Genomic DNA, 15,571 nt, shown 5'->3' with positions numbered 1-15,571 from the left:
CTAGGATCACTTGGGGGTGTCGGCCGGAGGCGCGGCGGGAGGAGCGGCCGACGCTGCCGTCGGCACGTATTCCGTTGCTGTCGCCAACTGCTCCAGCGTCGCCACGGGCACCTCGCCCACGGCCGTCAACCAGAAGTCAGCAATACGCGTGCCGTACACCGTGATGGAGCCCCGTTGCGCGGCGCCCGGAGGGGGATGATGGCCGCGCTGACTGTCGTAAGGCTCGATGAATACGGAGATGGCGGCCAAGCCATCGGACAGCACCATCTGGCTGACCGTCGCGCCGCGTCCCATGGAGCGCGCAACTTGCATGATCACCTTGAAGCCCTTGGGCGCCGGAATCCGCCAACCCTGGGCCATCAGGTCCACGGGCGTCATCGAAGGTTCAAGCACCTTCCAATCGCGCGTGCTCCAGCGCGAACTGAGCTGCTGCGGATCCACTTCGGAACCCAGGCGCAGCGACGTGAACGACACCTGCTCAACCACGCCACGGGCGGCGTTGAGCGTCTGCGCCTTCAGCAGCAGATTCGTTTCAACATCGGCGCAAAGGCGGTAGCCGTAACGCAGCTGGTCCAGCGGTTCGATCGTGATCAGGCGGCATTCCCGGCCCGCCACCCGATGCAGCTTGGACTCGGTGCGGATTTTGTAGTGTTCGGAAAGATTGGCCGGATCTCCCAGCAGCAACCCAGGAAACCGGTCCCCGCGACGGCGCTCAATCAGGACCGTCTTGCGTTCGGGAATCAGGCATTGCACGTCATCGTTGTGACGCAGATATTCGCGCGGCTGGCCGTCAAGAATTTCAAGGCGTTCGCGTTCGCCGGTGCCGTCCAGCACGTGCACCAGACGCGACGATTGAATCATCTCGCCTTGCTGGTACATGAAGACGCCCGCGTAATCCTGCTTGCGGGCGGCCTGCTGGATACGGCTCAACAGCTGGACCACATCGTCCGTGGCCGGGGCCGCATCGGCGGCGCGCGCCGGCTCGTGCGCGGAGAGGAAAGCGGTCAGAAGCGTAGCGGCGAACCATCCCGCTCGGTGGACATGCCAGGAACCTGCGCGCGGCCAACGTGTCGGTAACGCCAGCGCCATCAACGTCCTGCTCCGACGTCGAACGAGACTTGCCGGACCGCGCTGGGGCCGGCCATCTGGCGATGGGCCTCGAGATAGTCGCGCAGGCCGGCGTCATCCGCGGCGGTGGCAGAGGCGGGGGTTCCGCTGGCATCGGCCAGCACACGCACTTCCGTGGCCGGGGTGCCGGTCAGGTAAGGTTGCGCCACCCAGGCGACCGTTGCGACGGCAGCCGCCACGGCCAGGCCGGACAAACCAACGCGCAATGGCGAACGGCGCCGAGGCGCCGCCACGATCGGCAGCTCCGCGTCCAACGCTCGCGCCAATCGCGACTGGAACGCGGCGCTTGGGGTCAATGCCAGATCGGCATTGCGCAGGGAATCACCGATCAAATGATAGGTGTCCCAGGTCTGACGTCCTTCCTTGGACAACAGACTGGGAAGAATATCGTCGGAATCTTCTCCGTCCATCCAGGCGGAAACCGATTCCTCCCAGGAGGACTCGGCGATCTCAACGGACTTGGCTGCTGTTTGCATGACTGCCACTCCTTACCAGCGACGCTCGGCATCGGTGCCAAGCAATGGACGTAATTTGGTTGCGATGGCCTCGCGCGCACGAAAAATGCGGGAGCGCACCGTACCGATAGGGCAGTCCATGCTCTGGGCGATGTCTTCGTAACTCATACCTTCGATTTCACGCAGGACAATTGCGGTACGCAATTCTTCGGGCAATTCCTCGATAGCCGCGTTCACCGTCTCGGCGATTTCGCGGCTGGCGACCATGGATTCCGGCGTGCTTATGTCGGTTAGGTTGTCGGTTTCGTTAAAAGTTTCACCGTCTTCCGTTTCTATCGCATTAGGCGCACTAGGTCGTCGGCCTTGCGAGGCCAGCCAGTTACGCGCCGTGTTGATGGCGATACGATACAACCAAGTGTAGAAGGCGCTATCACCCCGGAACTGGGGCAAGGCTCGGTACGCCTTGATGAACGCCTCCTGGGCTACGTCCTCGATTTCCGAGGGGTCGCGGATCATCCGGGCCAGCAAGCGCAGGATCTTGCGCTGGTACTTGAGCACCAGTAGATCGAACGCTTTTTTATCGCCTCGTTGAACGCGCGCGACCAACTCCGCGTCGACTTCGCGTTCGCTCATGACGCCTCCTGCGGGCGTGCCGTCTGGTGGCCACGTTGCGCCGTGCCCGACAGCAGGCACAAGCGCCGCCAGGACTGGGGTTTCAACGTATGTTGCCAGACGGTGAGGGTGACTGTGCTATTTGTAAAGACCGTACTCCCGGTGGGCAAGGGCTGCAAAGTGAGCGTGAGCCAGCGGGGGCCGCGCTGCTGCTCCAGCAGTTGCGCGTCCTGCCAGCCTTGCGGCTGACGTACCTGCCAGCGCCCCGCCCCGACCGCCGTACGTAACGCCGATACCGGGGACAGTCCGCTCCGTGCCGAGTGTAACAGCCCTGCCGGCACAAGCAGCAGGGCAATGGCGGCCCAGCCGCTCATGCCGTGCCACAGCGCCGCAAGCGCCGCGCAACACGCGGCGGCGGCGCAGGCCAGCCCAAGCAAAGCATGGACGCCGGCCGGCCGCCCGATGGGCACCCAAAACGACCAGCGCCCTGCCTCGGAGCCTTCCAAATCAGACCCGGCGCACGGCCATCGAGCCGTTGGTGCCGCCGAAGCCGAACGAGTTGGACAGGCCGACCTCGATCTTCATCTGCCGCGCTTCGTTGGCGCAGTAATCGAGATCGCATTCCGGATCTTGATTGAAGATGTTGATCGTGGGAGGAGAAACCTGGTTGTACACGGCCAAGGTCGTGAACACGGCTTCAATGCCGCCCGCCGCGCCCAGCAAGTGGCCGGTCATGGACTTGGTCGAATTGACCACCAGTTTCTTGGCGTGGTCGCCGAACGCCAGCTTCAGCGCATCGGTTTCGTTCTTGTCGCCCAGGGGAGTCGACGTGCCGTGTGCGTTGACATACTGGATGTCATCCGCGTTCAGGCCACCATTGCGCAGGGCGTTGATGACGCCACGGCGCGGACCGTCCTTGTCGGGAGCGGTGATGTGGTGTGCGTCCGAGCTCATGCCGTAACCGGCAAGTTCGCCATAGATACGCGCGCCGCGCTTTTTGGCGTGCTCGTATTCTTCAAGCACCAGAACGCCAGCGCCTTCGCCCAGGACGAAGCCATCGCGGTCGCGGTCCCACGGACGCGATGCCGTTTGCGGGTCGTCGTTGCGGGTCGACAAGGCGCGCATGGCTGCAAAACCGCCAATCCCCAACGGGGACACGGTCGATTCCGCGCCGCCAGCGACCATGACATCGGCGTCGCCGTATTCGATCAGGCGCGCAGCGTCGCCAATGCAATGCAGGCCCGTCGTGCACGCCGAAACAACGGCGTAGCTGGGGCCCTTCATGCCGTAGGCAATGGACAAATGACCGGAGATCAGGTTGATCAGCGAACCCGGCACGAAGAACGGCGAAATACGTCGCGGCCCCTTGGCCATGTATTCGACCTGGGTTTCTTCAATGCGCGGCAGACCGCCGATGCCGGAGCCCACGATCACGCCAATGCGCTCGGCATTGGCTTCGGTGACTTCCAAACCGCAATCACGCCATGCCTGCATCCCCGCAGCCAGGCCGTAATGGATGAACGTATCCATCTGGCGGGCTTCTTTGCTGGAGATATAGGTGCTGATATCGAAGTCTTTGACTTCGCCAGCAATGTGCGTGGTGATGGCCGAGGGATCGAAACGGGTGATGCGGCTGATGCCAGAACGTCCGTTGACGATATTGTCCCAAGCGGTGGTCAGGTCGTTCCCAACGGGAGAAACGATACCCAGGCCGGTGATGACGACACGTCGCTTCACGGATGACTCCTCAAACAGACAAAAGAAAGGCGGTTTTCGGGATGCGCTGCGCGTGTGGCCCACGCGAAAGCGGGTCGGGCATGACAACGCCCTTCCCGCACGCGGACCACACGGCAAATTCCTGAAACCGCCCCGTTTCCCGGCTGGCCCCGAAAATCGGGCAACCGGAAGGATATAGGTTGAGCTTACTGCTTACCGTGCGAATTGATGTAGTCAATCGCTTGTTGCACGGTCGTGATCTTTTCGGCCTCTTCGTCGGGGATCTCGGTCTCGAATTCGTCTTCGAGCGCCATGACCAGTTCGACCATGTCGAGCGAATCGGCACCGAGGTCGTCAAGGAAGGAGGATTCGTTCTTGATCTCGGCTTCGTTGACGCCAAGTTGTTCAGCGACGATCTTCTTGACGCGCTGTTCGATGCTTTCCATGCAGATCTCCAATTGGGAAAAATCCCGCGAATTATAGCCAAGCGTAGAGGAAAGCAACGCCTGGCCGTGACAAAAATAACACCGCGCACTTGTTCTGTCGCCCGTGAGGCACAGGAATACCAGTATGCGGCGTTTCCGGTTGAACTGCGCGCCGCCTTGGCCGGCTACCCGGCATCGGCGCGGCGGCCTGGGCCGCCTGACGCGCAACTCGTGATTTATTGCATGTACATCCCGCCGTTGACGTGCAGGGTGGTGCCGGTAATGTAACCCGCTTGCGGCCCGGACAAAAAGGCCACCGCATGGGCGATGTCTTCGGGCGAGCCCAAACGGCCCAGCGGAATCTGTTGCAACAGCGCGGTGGTCTGGCTTTCAGCCAGCGCACGCGTCATGTCGGTGTCGATGAAACCCGGAGCGACGCAGTTGACGGTGATGTTGCGGCTTCCCAACTCGCGGGCCAGAGCACGCGACATGCCCGACACGCCCGCCTTCGCGGCGGCGTAGTTGGCCTGACCCGCGTTGCCGCTGGAACCAACCACCGACGTGACGTTGATGATGCGTCCCCAGCGGGCCTTCATCATGCTGCGCATCACGGCGCGCGACAGGCGAAACACCGACGTCAGATTGGTGTCCAGCACGGCGGACCAATCGTCGTCTTTCATGCGCATGGCCAGCGTGTCGCGCGTGATGCCAGCGTTGTTGACGAGGATGTGCGGGCCGCCGCCATCCTTGGCGAGCGCGTCGATGAGCGCGTCGCAGGCTTCTGCGTCAGTCACGTTCAGCACCACGCCACGGCCACCCATGGGCGCGAGCGCTTCGGTGATGGCGGCTGCGCCGGATTCCGTGGTGGCGGTGCCGACCACGGTCGCACCGCGCGCGGCCAATTCCTGGGCAATGGCGCGGCCGATGCCGCGCGTGGCGCCGGTCACCAGCGCGATCTTGCCTTGCAGTTCGATCGAGTTGTCCATGTCTTTAATTTCCGTTAACAACGGCCAACGCGGCTTCAAGCGAAGCGGGATCGGTAATGGCCAGGCCGGTAAGTTCGGGGTCGATGCGCTTGGTCAGACCGGCCAGAACCTTGCCGGGACCGCATTCGATGACGTGGGTTACGCCCTGAGCCTTCATGGCGCGCAGCGTTTCAACCCAGCGCACAGGATGCCATGCCTGACGCACCAACGCATCCCGGATTGCGGCGGGTTCCGTGGGCGAGGCAACGTCAACGTTGTTGATGACCTGGATCTGCGGCGCGGACACCGCAGCGTTGGCCAGCGCGCCGGCCAGAACGTCGGCGGCGGGCTTGAGCAGGCTGGAGTGAAACGGCGCGGACACCGGCAGCAGCAGCGCGCGCTTGGCGCCCGCAGCCTTGGCCAATTCACAGGCGCGTTCGACAGCGGCCTTGTGACCGGCGATCACGACTTGAGCGGGCGCGTTGAAATTGACGGCTTCGACCACTTCGCCCTGGGCGGCGGCGGCGCAGGCGCTGCGCACGGCATCGTCATCCAGTCCCAGAATGGCGGCCATGGCGCCCGTACCAACCGGCACGGCGGCCTGCATGGCGTCGGCGCGCACGCGCACCAGCCGGACAGCATCTTCAAGCGCGAGCGAACCGGCGGCCGTCAGCGCGGCGTATTCGCCCAGGCTGTGACCGGCGACGACGTCGGGCTTGCGGCCACCCGCTCCCGTCCACGCGGCGTAGAACGCCACGCCAGCGGTCAACATGGCCGGCTGCGTGTTTGTGGTCAGGTTCAGTTGTTCCGCCGGACCCTGCGCGATCAGCGCGCCCAGATCCTGCCCCAGGGCTTCGGAAGCGCGCGCCACGGTGTCCGTGACGGCGGCAACGCCGGACCAGGCATCCAGCATGCCGACAGCTTGCGACCCTTGGCCGGGAAAGACAAAAGCAATTTTCATGATTGACCGCTTGGATTGATTCAGTATCTGTGTGGAATGCCAGGCGCGCTCTCGCAGCGGTGGCGCGCGATGCGCCGCCGCCGGGACGCGCGCTTACATGCGAGCGAGTACCGAGCCCCAGGTGAATCCGCCGCCCACGCCTTGCATCAGGATGAGCTGGCCTGGCTTGACGCGGCCATCGCGGCGCGCGGCGTCCAGCGCCAGCGGCACGCTGGCCGCGGAGGTATTGGCGTGGCTATCAACAGTGATGACGACTTTCTCGACCGGCACGGCAAGCTTGCGCGCCAGGAAGTTCAAGATGCGCACGTTGGCCTGGTGGGGGATGAGCCAATCGACATCGGCAACTTCGACGCCGGCTTCGGCGCAGGTGTCGCGCGCCGAGCGATCCAGCACCGTGACGGCCTGCTTGAACACCGCTTGGCCGTCCATGCGCAGGAAGGGGTCGCCCGTCACGTCGCCATAGGCCACGTTGCCCGCGGCGCTCAGGATCTTCATCTGGCTGCCGTCGGCATGCAATTGCGCAGCCATGATGCCGGGTTCGTCGGAAGCCTTCAGCACAACAGCGCCCGCGCCATCTCCGAACAGCACGCAGGTGCTGCGGTCGTTCCAGTCGAGAATGCGCGAGAACACTTCGGCGCCGATCACCAACGCGCAACGGGCGCGGCCGGCGCGCACGAAGCTGTCAGCGGTGGTCAGCGCGTAGACGAAGCCGCTGCACACGGCCTGCACGTCGAACGCCGCCGAACCCTTGGCGCCCAGGTTCGCCTGCACCAGGCAAGCCGTGCTGGGAAACACGAAATCGGGGGTGGAGGTCGCGACGATGATGAGGTCGATTTCGGAAGCATCAACGCCTGCGTCGGCCAACGCGCGGCGCGATGCCTCGGTGGCCAGTTGGCTGGTCGTGACGCCACGCTCGGCAAGATGGCGCTGACGGATGCCCGTGCGCTCGACGATCCATTCATCGGAAGTGGCGATGTCGCGCGTCGCCAGTTCCGCTGCCAGTTCGTCATTCGAAACCACGCGTTCCGGCAGGAAGCTGCCGGTGCCCGCGATCGCGGAAAATTTCATTGCGGTATCCATCAAGCGGTGTCCCCAGCCACGTTCGCGGGAGGCGTTGCGGCGCCCTCTTCCGATTGAACGCGCTTGGTAATCTGAGCGACCGTCTGAGCGGTGCGCTCCAGCAGTTTACTCACTACGGCTTCGCGGGCACGTTGCAATGCAAATCCGTAGGCGTAGACATCCGCGGAACCGTGGCTCTTGATGACCACGCCGCGCAAGCCCAACAACGCGGCGCCGTTATAACGACGGTTGTCGACGCGGTTGCGCAAACGGTTCAGCACCGGCTTGGCGATGGCGCCCGCCAGCAGCGTGAAGATATTGCGTTTGAACTCTTCGTGGATGATGCTGGACAACATCTTCGCAAGCCCTTCGACGGACTTGAGCACGACGTTGCCGACGAAGCCGTCGCAGACGACGACGTCGACCGTACCCTTGAAGATGTCGTTGCCTTCCACGTTGCCGTAGAAATTCAACGGGCTGCCGCGCAGAAGCTCGGCGGCTTCCTTGACGACTTCATTGCCCTTGATGACTTCTTCGCCGATGTTCAGGAGGCCCACGGTCGGGCTTTCACGATGGTCCACCGCCTGCGACAGCGCGGCGCCCATGATGGCGAATTGCAGAAGGTGCTCGGCCGTGCAGTCCACATTCGCGCCCAGGTCCAGCACCGTGGTGGCGCGGCCCGTCTGGTTCGGAATGGACGTGGCGATCGCGGGGCGGTCGATGCCGTCCAGCGTCTTGAGCACGTAGCGTGAAATGGCCATCCAGGCGCCGGTGTTGCCCGCAGAAACGCAGGCGTCGGCGCGCCCGTCCTTGACGGACTGGGCGGCCAGGCGCATGGAGGAGTCTTTTTTGCGGCGCAGGGCGACCTCGACCGGGTCGTCCATGGTGACGACTTCAGAAGCCGCCACGATTTCCATGCGATCGCGCGGAGCGTCGCGGTGCTCGGAGAGCGCCGCTTCGATCGCGTCGGGAAGCCCGACCAGCAACAGCCGGGTATCCGGAAATTGCCGGGCGAACTCGATCGCAGCCGGAATGGTGACGGGCAGACCGAAGTCTCCGCCCATACAGTCTATGGCGATGCGTATCACGGGTGCCAGGTATCAGCGATCAGCCGAATTGGTCCGAGTACGAGTTCGGCCCGGGGGCCTTATTCGTCGGCCTTGGTCTTCAGGACCTTGCGGCCGCGATAGAAACCATTGGGGCTGATGTGGTGGCGCAGGTGCGTTTCACCGGTGTTCGGCTCGATGGCGGTCGACGGAGCAACCAGAAAATCGTGCGAACGGTGCATACCGCGCTTGGAGGGGGACTTCTTGTTTTGTTGAACGGCCATGATGACTCCTAGAAACGGGGCGCATTGTACGCGATGCGGCCCGATGTTGATCTCAATCTTTGTGCTTCAGTTGTTCCAGCACCGCAAACGGCGACGGACGCTTGACAGCGGGTTCTTCAGGAACTTCGCTGACTTTGGCCTGCGCGCCCGGGCATACATCATGCTTGGGCACATACGGAACGCTCAGAATGAGCTCATCTTCGATCTGGGCCAACAGATCAAAATGATGTGAACCCACCACCTTTTCGGGTTGGTTGGACACAAAACCATTTCCTTCTTCGTCTTCGTCGTCGTTGCCGGCGGTCGAACCGTCGGTGTAATCACCGTTGGTAAAACCATCGTCAAGATCCGCTTCGGACTTAACCAGCTGCAAGAGGACTTCGCTATCGACCGAATACACGAACGGCACATTGCACCGCTGGCACACCAGCACCGGATTCGCTTGCACGTGAACATGCAAAAGCGGCCGGCCAAGCAAAAGACCCGACTTGCCCACTTCACCGCGCACGGACCATGTCACAAGCCCGGCATCGCCCAGCGGTTGTTCGGGTAACCCTTCAACCGCGCGCGTAAACCGCACAAGAGGTATGGTGCCTTGCGCTTGCTTGCCGCTATGGGCAAATGCGAATGCATCGATGCGCTTGATGATCAATCCTTTGCATTCACGGGATTCTCAGGGGTTGCGAGGCTGCCGCGTTAAAGGCCGCTGAGTTAAAGACTGCTGAGTTAAAGACTGCTGAGCTAAAGACCGCTGCTTAACGCTACTGCCTTTGGCAATGCAGCTTTGCCAACTCGGGCTTCGCTTCCCACACTCTTGCGCTGTCAGGGCAAAAAACCCTGTCGGGGTAAAACCCCGGGGTCACCCCCTTCCAGTGCAAAAATCCCGCAAAACGTTAGATAATACTGCGACTTACGCTTTAACGTCAAATACCGCATGCCTTCAACGCCTAGTCTGATCCTCGCTTCCAGCTCCCGTTACCGCAAAGAATTGCTGTCGCGCCTGCGCCTTCCCTTTACCGCCATTTCCCCGGATGTGGACGAAACGCCACAAGCGGGAGAAACCCCCGAAGCGCTGGCTTTGCGGCTGTCCGTCGCCAAGGCCATGGCCGTGGCTGTCAATCATCCGGGCAGCATTGTGATCGGGTCGGACCAGGTAGCCACGATTGATGGCCAGCCCATCGGGAAACCGGGGGATTTCCCCCGCGCTCAGGCGCAGCTGCGGGCCTTGTCCGGGCAAATCGTCGAATTTCATAGCGCACTGGCGGTCACGGACGGCCAGCGGGTGGAAAAGGCCGACATCGTCACTCGCTGCCATTTCCGCCAGTTGTCGGACCACGCCATTGACGCCTATCTGCGCGCCGAAGAACCTTACGATACCGCAGGCAGCGCCAAGGCGGAAAGCCTGGGCATCGCCCTGATGGAGAGCATCCAGAGCGATGATCCGACCGCGATTATCGGGCTGCCGCTGATCGCGCTCACGCGCATGCTGGCGCAGTTCGGCCTGGACCCGCTGAACGCACCGGGCGCGCCGGCATGAGCGGCGCCCTGCACCTGATTCCCGTCGGCCTGGGCGATGCCCCACCCGAACGCTGGCTGCCCGCGGACGTGCGCGCCCTGGCCGGACGGCTGGACACCTACATTGCCGAAAACGCCAAGACGGCGCGCGCCTTTCTGAAACTGATCGGCACGACCCGGCCGTTGCAGGAAATCACCATCCACACGCTGACGGACAAGGTCGACGCCGGCCAGATCAACACCTGGCTGGCGCCAGTGAAGCGCGGCGCGGAAATCGGCCTGGTATCCGAGGCCGGCTGCCCCGCCGTGGCGGATCCCGGCGCGAAGGTTGTGGATGCTGCCCACCGACTGGGCATCACGGTCAAGCCGTGGGTGGGCCCCTCGTCCATCCTGCTGGGCCTGATGGCCAGCGGCCTGGATGGGCAGCGCTTTGCCTTTCACGGCTACGCCCCGGTGGACGCCGCCGAGCGCGCCAAGCAGCTCAAAGCCTGGGAGCAGCACTCCGCCAAGCACAACCAGACGCAACTGCTGATCGAAACCCCCTATCGCAACGCCGCCATGTTTGCGACGCTGCTGGCCAGCCTGAAGGGCGACACCAAGCTGTGCGTGGCGCGATCGGTCACGACGGCAGACGAATGGGTGGTGACGCACACCGTCGCCGACTGGAAAAAGCTGCCGGCGCCCCAACTGGACAAACTGCCTACGCTGTTCCTCTACCTGGCGCGCTGACTCATGATCCGCCTTATCACCACCCTGCTGGCCACGGCAGTGCTGGCCGGCTGCGCCACGCGCGGCCCCGCCGGACTGGACCTGGACACCTCAATCACCGCCGTCAGCCAAGCCAGCCGGGTGCGCAGCATCGTCCTGCACTACACCACGGTAGACGACGCCACGTCGCTCAAGCTGCTGTCGCGCGGCAAGGTCAGTTCGCACTATCTGATCACCGACACCGGCCGTGCATATCGACTGGTCGATGAAAATCGTGCCGCATGGCATGCCGGGGCCAGTTCCTGGTACGGCAACATCGCGATGAACAGCACCTCCATCGGCATCGAAATCGTCAACCCCGGCTGGACGGAAGGCCCGGACGGCAAGCCCCTGTGGCATGCCTATAACGACCGCCAGGTGCGCGCGCTGACCATCCTGCTTCGAGACCTTATCCAGCGCCACGGCGTTGCGCCGGAGAACGTGGTGGGCCATAGCGATATCGCGCCTCAACGCAAGGTAGACCCTGGCCCGCTGTTCCCGTGGAAGACGCTGGCGATTGCCGGCATCGGACGCTGGTACGACGAAACGGGAGCCGCCGAGCACCTGGCGCGCCTGCAAGTGCAAGGCATGCCCGATGTCGCCTGGTTTCAGAAACAGTTGCAGCGGCTGGGGTATACCTGTGGGCAGGATGGCAAGCTGGACGCCGCCACCATCAACACGCTAGCGGCATTCCAGATGCATTACCGGCCCGCGCTGCACGACGGCCAGCCGGACCTGGAAACTGCCGCCATCATGCTGGCGATGCCGTAGCAACGCCAGGACGGGCGCCGCTCAGGCGCCGCGCCGTCGCCTCCACCACGCGACGATGCGCCAGCCCAGCAACAGGGCCAGCACGGCCGCATACAAGGCTGGCTCGGTCAGATCGTTCTTGCCAGCCTTGTGCCACCAGTAATGCAGCACCGCCAGCAGGCCGATTGCGTAGATGGCCCGGTGCAATTGCTGCCACCGCTTGCCCAGGCGGCGCATGGCCCACTGCGTGGACGTGGCGGCCAGCGCCGTCATCAGCACGAACGCCGCAAAACCCACCATGATGAACGGGCGTTCGCCAAGGTCTTGCAGCATGGCTGCGGGGTCCAGCCCGCGATCCCACCAGACCCAGGCCATGAAATGCATGGCGCCATAGAAAAACGCGAACAGGCCGCACATCCGGCGCACCCGCACCAGGGCGGGTTGGCCCGTCAGGCGGCGCAGCGGCGTAATCGACAGGGTCACCAGCAGGCAGACCAGGGTCCATGTGCCGGACGAACGGGTCAGGAATTCAACGGGGTTGGCGGTCAGTCCGTTGTTCACGCCCAGCCATACCCAGCGCGCGAACGGCGCCAGGCCCAGCAGAAACAAGAAGGGCTTGAAGCGCCCGACGGTCTTGGCGGATAGCTGCGTCTTGGCGGTCGGCGCCGCAGCGCGCCGGGTAGTGGCCTCGGACATGGCGCCGTCAGTAATTGGCCTTCAGGTCCATGCCCTGATAGAGCGAGGCCACCTGCTCGCCATAACCATTGAACATCAACGTCTTGCGCTTGGGGCTGAACAGGCCGTCTTCGCCGATGCGACGTTCGGTGGCCTGGCTCCAGCGCGGATGCGGCACATTGGGATTCACATTGGCGTAAAAGCCGTACTCCTGCGGCGCCGCCTTGATCCAGGACGACACCGGCATCTTTTCAACCAGGCGGATCTTGACGAGCGACTTGGCCGACTTGAACCCGTATTTCCAAGGCACGGCCAGCCGTAGCGGCGCGCCGTTCTGGTTCGGCAGCACCTTGCCATAGACCCCGAACACCAGCATGGCCAGCGGATTCATGGCCTCGTCGATGCGCAATGCCTCGACGTAAGGCCATTCCAGGATCGCGGCGCGCACCCCGGGCATGTTTTCGCGCTGCACCGCCGTGACGAACTCCACGTACTTCGCGTTGCCGGTGGGCTCCACCTGCTTGAGCAACTCGGACACCGAATAGCCCACCCAGGGGATCACCATGGACCAGCCCTCGACGCAGCGCAGCCGGTAGACGCGCTCTTCCATGGGAGCCAGTTTCAGCAGTTCGTCGATGGAGAAAGTGCGCGGCTTGCCCACTTCGCCTTCGACGCTGACCGTCCACGGACGCGTTTGCAGCTTGCCGGCATTGGCGGCGGGATCGCCCTTGTCGACGCCGAATTCGTAGTAGTTGTTGTAGGACGTGACGTCGGCCAGCGAGGTCGGCTTGTCCATGACACTGAGCGAGCCATTGGGCTTGCCGGTCAGCGCACCCGCATCTTGAGCAAAAGCGCTGCGGCTCGCCCAGCCGGGCAGGCCCACCGCAGCGACGGTAAGGCCCGCGCGAAGCATGAGCTCGCGGCGCGAACGCCAAACCGTTTCGTCAGTGATTTCGGACGGAAGAATATCGTCGGGCTTGCGTATCAACATCGTGGTCTCCGGTTCAACGCCCGCCAGCCGTGGCCGTGGGGACAAAGTCATAGACGTTGCGCCGCCCCAGAAAATTCCCGGATCCGACGTCGCTGCGCGATTCTTGCAGGATCAGGCGTGGGCCGCCACGCGCGGCAAGAGCCATTCGCGCACCAGCGGCACGCTGTCCAGCACGGCTTGGGGCGCACAACCTTGAAGTTCCTTCACGGTATGCGCGCCATAGGTCACACCCAGCCCGTGCACACCCGCATTGACCGCCATCTGCAAATCATGCGATGTGTCCCCCACCATGACGACTCGGCCGGGGTCGACATCCAATTCCTGCATCAGCTCCTGCAGCATGGCGGGATGCGGCTTGCTGAAGGTTTCATCGGCCGTGCGGGTGGCGTCGAACAGCGGGCCCAGGCCCGTCGCGGCCAGCGCGCGGGTCAGGCCCACCCGGCTTTTGCCGGTGGCCACCGCCAGGCGCACGTTTTGGTCGGCCAAGGTTTGCAACAGCTCGGGAATGCCGTCGAACAGGCGCAGTTCCGGGTCGCGCAGCAGATAGTGCGTGCGATAGCGCTCCAGGAATCGCGGCATCATCGCCGGCGTCAGTTCGGGCACCGCGCGACGCAGCGCGCTTTCCAGGGACAGACCAATCACCCAACTGGCCTCGGACGCCGACGGCACCGCCAATTCCAGGTCGCGGCACGCGCCCTGGATGGCGGCCACGATGCTGTGCGTGGAATCCATCAGGGTGCCATCCCAGTCAAACACGACCAGCGAATACGACGACATAATCAGTCCGACTCCAGTTGTTTCAGTATTTTCCGGCATGCGGGCGGCAGCTCGGCGGTAAGGGTCATGGACTCGCCCGTGACCGGGTGAGCCAGCGTCAATTGGTGCGCATGCAGGAACATCCGACCAAACCCCATGCGCGAGAACTCAGCGCGCACGTCGTCATGGCCATACTTGTCGTCGCCCACGATGGGAAAGCCGCTGGCGGCCAGATGCACCCGGATTTGATGGGTGCGCCCGGTGCGCAGTTCCGCATCGACCAGACTGTAACCGCCGAAGCGCTGTTTGAGCGTGATGATGGTGTGCGCGGTCTGGCCATCAGGGTCGACCTTGACCCGGCGCTCGCCGGACTGGGTCGTCCACTTGGATAGGCCCAGCTTGATGTGCTGGCGATCGTTCACCCAATCGCCCTCGACCAGGGCCAGATAATGCTTGTCGCCCTTGCCTTCGCGCAGCATGGCATGCAGGGCCAGCAAGGCGCTGCGCTTCTTGGCCACCATCAGCAGCCCGGACGTTTCCCGGTCCAGCCGGTGCACCAGCTCAAGGAACTTCGCATCGGGCCGCGCCGCGCGCAATTGCTCGATGACGCCAAACGAAACGCCGCTGCCGCCATGCACCGCCACCCCGGCCGGCTTATCCACGACCAGCAGCGCATCGTCTTCGAACACCACCGGAAATTCGGCTCCGGGCACGGGGCGAGGCTTGCCGGGATCGGGCAGACGCAAGGGGGGAATGCGAACAATGTCGCCCGCGACGATGCGGTAGTCGACCGAGATGCGTCCCTTGTTTACTCGCACTTCGCCGCCACGGATGGCCTTGTAGATATGAGTTTTGGGGACACCTTTGCACAGGCGCATCAGGAAGTTGTCCAAACGCTGGCCGGCGTGCTCGTCATCGACCTCCACCATACGGACGGCGGGGGCGGCTTTAGAGGGGGATATGGGGGAGGAAGTTTCTTTGCGCATTGCGGAAAGCGACATATAATCGGGACAGCCTAAAGGGGCTGAACTAGCCGCCTGGCGTAGAGATGCAAACAAGTACGCAACTCCGTCGAGCGCGCGGGCCGCTATTGTACTGCCTGCTGATTCAACCCCTGGGTCTCTTGGTCGCCGGCGCAACCGCGCCCTGCCGGATAGTGGTGTGGCATTCACTTTGCCCGCTGTCCCAGCAGGTCCGTTGCATGCCGCAAGCGGCTCTGAAGCACTGCAAGAATCGTCGCATATTTAAAGCACCAGCTGCGTGTAGGCAACCAATCCGACCGCAACTGCCGTTCACAGCAATTTTTCCGTCAAACCACATTCAGTGAAGCTGACCCTCCTGCTGACAGAACCCCGTGCCCCACGGCACGACGTGCCCGCCTGACCCGCGGCGGATACGCCTGGGCGCCGCCCAGGTACGGTCCGCATTTCTTGCCCGCTTCAGCCGCAGCCCGAGTGACCCGAGGTCACGCGCCGATATCGGCGCG

At 63.5% G+C, this 15,571-nt stretch carries 18 protein-coding genes; 3 read left to right on the top strand and 15 right to left on the bottom strand.

Translation table 11 applies throughout. The annotated features are described in order from the left end of the window. Positions 1-6 precede the first annotated feature (6 nt). The 11 genes from API01S_RS10015 to API01S_RS09960 form a co-directional block, all read right to left on the bottom strand. Positions 7-1,089 (bottom strand): MucB/RseB C-terminal domain-containing protein, encoded by a 1,083-nt coding sequence (locus tag API01S_RS10015; RefSeq protein ID WP_006218047.1) that lies wholly within the window; start codon positions 1,087-1,089, stop codon positions 7-9. After that, positions 1,089-1,604 carry a sigma-E factor negative regulatory protein gene (locus API01S_RS10010; RefSeq protein WP_050727851.1) on the bottom strand — a complete coding sequence of 172 codons (516 nt, stop codon included), beginning with the start codon at positions 1,602-1,604 and terminating at the stop codon, positions 1,089-1,091. The genes API01S_RS10015 and API01S_RS10010 overlap by 1 nt, the downstream gene beginning before the upstream one ends. A gap of 12 nt (positions 1,605-1,616) precedes the next feature. Beyond that, entirely contained in the window at positions 1,617-2,216 is a 600-nt protein-coding gene (rpoE, locus tag API01S_RS10005) for an RNA polymerase sigma factor RpoE (RefSeq protein ID WP_006218045.1), read from the bottom strand. Between the two features lie 486 nt (positions 2,217-2,702). Then, entirely contained in the window at positions 2,703-3,932 is a 1,230-nt protein-coding gene (gene fabF, locus API01S_RS09995; protein ID WP_006218043.1) for a beta-ketoacyl-ACP synthase II, read from the bottom strand. 185 nt (positions 3,933-4,117) lie between these two features. Then, a complete protein-coding gene (acpP, locus tag API01S_RS09990) occupies positions 4,118-4,357 on the bottom strand; it encodes an acyl carrier protein (RefSeq protein WP_003813816.1) in 240 nt (79 codons plus the stop codon). Positions 4,358-4,572: 215 nt separating this feature from the next. After that, positions 4,573-5,322: a 3-oxoacyl-ACP reductase FabG gene (fabG, locus tag API01S_RS09985; protein WP_050727853.1), complete on the bottom strand. Its 750-nt coding sequence runs from the start codon at positions 5,320-5,322 to the stop codon at positions 4,573-4,575. A 4-nt stretch (positions 5,323-5,326) separates the two neighbouring features. Then, positions 5,327-6,262 carry an ACP S-malonyltransferase gene (gene fabD / locus API01S_RS09980; RefSeq protein ID WP_050727854.1) on the bottom strand — a complete coding sequence of 312 codons (936 nt, stop codon included), beginning with the start codon at positions 6,260-6,262 and terminating at the stop codon, positions 5,327-5,329. A gap of 93 nt (positions 6,263-6,355) precedes the next feature. Next, complete coding sequence (locus API01S_RS09975) at positions 6,356-7,342, bottom strand: beta-ketoacyl-ACP synthase III (protein WP_006218039.1); 987 nt, start codon at positions 7,340-7,342, stop codon at positions 6,356-6,358. Beyond that, positions 7,342-8,409 (bottom strand): phosphate acyltransferase PlsX, encoded by a 1,068-nt coding sequence (gene plsX / locus API01S_RS09970; RefSeq protein ID WP_039882903.1) that lies wholly within the window; start codon positions 8,407-8,409, stop codon positions 7,342-7,344. The genes API01S_RS09975 and plsX overlap by 1 nt, the downstream gene beginning before the upstream one ends. Before the next feature lie 59 nt (positions 8,410-8,468). Then, the gene (gene rpmF / locus API01S_RS09965) at positions 8,469-8,651 is read right to left on the bottom strand and encodes a 50S ribosomal protein L32 (protein ID WP_006218037.1); all 183 of its coding nucleotides are present in this window, start codon (positions 8,649-8,651) and stop codon (positions 8,469-8,471) included. A gap of 52 nt (positions 8,652-8,703) precedes the next feature. Beyond that, on the bottom strand, positions 8,704-9,303 hold the full coding sequence (locus API01S_RS09960; RefSeq protein WP_050727855.1) for a YceD family protein: 600 nt from the start codon (positions 9,301-9,303) through the stop codon (positions 8,704-8,706). Positions 9,304-9,585: 282 nt separating this feature from the next. Between API01S_RS09960 and API01S_RS09955 the strand changes: the two genes are divergently transcribed. The 3 genes from API01S_RS09955 to API01S_RS09945 are packed head-to-tail and all read left to right on the top strand — an operon-like array spanning position 9,586 to position 11,684. Then, positions 9,586-10,188: a Maf-like protein gene (locus tag API01S_RS09955; RefSeq protein ID WP_006218035.1), complete on the top strand. Its 603-nt coding sequence runs from the start codon at positions 9,586-9,588 to the stop codon at positions 10,186-10,188. After that, positions 10,185-10,895, top strand: a complete 711-nt coding sequence (locus API01S_RS09950; protein ID WP_006218034.1) for an SAM-dependent methyltransferase — start codon at positions 10,185-10,187, stop codon at positions 10,893-10,895. Before API01S_RS09955 ends, API01S_RS09950 begins: the two co-directional genes overlap by 4 nt. Before the next feature lie 3 nt (positions 10,896-10,898). Further along, a complete protein-coding gene (locus API01S_RS09945; protein WP_061304341.1) occupies positions 10,899-11,684 on the top strand; it encodes an N-acetylmuramoyl-L-alanine amidase in 786 nt (261 codons plus the stop codon). A 21-nt stretch (positions 11,685-11,705) separates the two neighbouring features. Here the strand turns inward: API01S_RS09945 and msrQ are convergent, their stop codons facing one another. The 4 genes from msrQ to API01S_RS09925 form a co-directional block, all read right to left on the bottom strand. Beyond that, a complete protein-coding gene (gene msrQ / locus API01S_RS09940) occupies positions 11,706-12,359 on the bottom strand; it encodes a protein-methionine-sulfoxide reductase heme-binding subunit MsrQ (protein WP_006218032.1) in 654 nt (217 codons plus the stop codon). 7 nt (positions 12,360-12,366) lie between these two features. After that, positions 12,367-13,329, bottom strand: a complete 963-nt coding sequence (gene msrP / locus API01S_RS09935; RefSeq protein WP_061304339.1) for a protein-methionine-sulfoxide reductase catalytic subunit MsrP — start codon at positions 13,327-13,329, stop codon at positions 12,367-12,369. 111 nt (positions 13,330-13,440) lie between these two features. Then, positions 13,441-14,106 (bottom strand): HAD family hydrolase, encoded by a 666-nt coding sequence (locus tag API01S_RS09930; RefSeq protein WP_006218029.1) that lies wholly within the window; start codon positions 14,104-14,106, stop codon positions 13,441-13,443. A gap of 2 nt (positions 14,107-14,108) precedes the next feature. Beyond that, entirely contained in the window at positions 14,109-15,071 is a 963-nt protein-coding gene (locus API01S_RS09925; RefSeq protein WP_174544670.1) for an RluA family pseudouridine synthase, read from the bottom strand. Between the last annotated feature and the right edge of the window lie 500 nt (positions 15,072-15,571).

It is taken from the genome of Achromobacter piechaudii NBRC 102461, from assembly GCF_001571245.1.
GTDB lineage: Bacteria > Pseudomonadota > Gammaproteobacteria > Burkholderiales > Burkholderiaceae_B > Achromobacter > Achromobacter piechaudii.
This window is presented reverse-complemented; position numbering and strand designations above follow the sequence as displayed.

Coding starts and splice junctions, on each gene's coding strand:
- fabG (WP_050727853.1), bottom strand. CDS start 5,322: ATGGACAACTCGATCGAACTGCAAGGCAAGATCGCGCTGGTGACCGGC.
- API01S_RS09955 (WP_006218035.1), top strand. CDS start 9,586: ATGCCTTCAACGCCTAGTCTGATCCTCGCTTCCAGCTCCCGTTACCGC.
- API01S_RS09930 (WP_006218029.1), bottom strand. CDS start 14,106: ATGTCGTCGTATTCGCTGGTCGTGTTTGACTGGGATGGCACCCTGATG.
- rpmF (WP_006218037.1), bottom strand. CDS start 8,651: ATGGCCGTTCAACAAAACAAGAAGTCCCCCTCCAAGCGCGGTATGCAC.
- API01S_RS09925 (WP_174544670.1), bottom strand. CDS start 15,071: ATGCGCAAAGAAACTTCCTCCCCCATATCCCCCTCTAAAGCCGCCCCC.
- msrQ (WP_006218032.1), bottom strand. CDS start 12,359: ATGTCCGAGGCCACTACCCGGCGCGCTGCGGCGCCGACCGCCAAGACG.
- API01S_RS10010 (WP_050727851.1), bottom strand. CDS start 1,604: ATGCAAACAGCAGCCAAGTCCGTTGAGATCGCCGAGTCCTCCTGGGAG.
- API01S_RS09950 (WP_006218034.1), top strand. CDS start 10,185: ATGAGCGGCGCCCTGCACCTGATTCCCGTCGGCCTGGGCGATGCCCCA.
- fabD (WP_050727854.1), bottom strand. CDS start 6,262: ATGAAAATTGCTTTTGTCTTTCCCGGCCAAGGGTCGCAAGCTGTCGGC.
- API01S_RS09945 (WP_061304341.1), top strand. CDS start 10,899: ATGATCCGCCTTATCACCACCCTGCTGGCCACGGCAGTGCTGGCCGGC.
- API01S_RS10015 (WP_006218047.1), bottom strand. CDS start 1,089: ATGGCGCTGGCGTTACCGACACGTTGGCCGCGCGCAGGTTCCTGGCAT.
- rpoE (WP_006218045.1), bottom strand. CDS start 2,216: ATGAGCGAACGCGAAGTCGACGCGGAGTTGGTCGCGCGCGTTCAACGA.
- msrP (WP_061304339.1), bottom strand. CDS start 13,329: ATGTTGATACGCAAGCCCGACGATATTCTTCCGTCCGAAATCACTGAC.
- acpP (WP_003813816.1), bottom strand. CDS start 4,357: ATGGAAAGCATCGAACAGCGCGTCAAGAAGATCGTCGCTGAACAACTT.
- API01S_RS09975 (WP_006218039.1), bottom strand. CDS start 7,342: ATGGATACCGCAATGAAATTTTCCGCGATCGCGGGCACCGGCAGCTTC.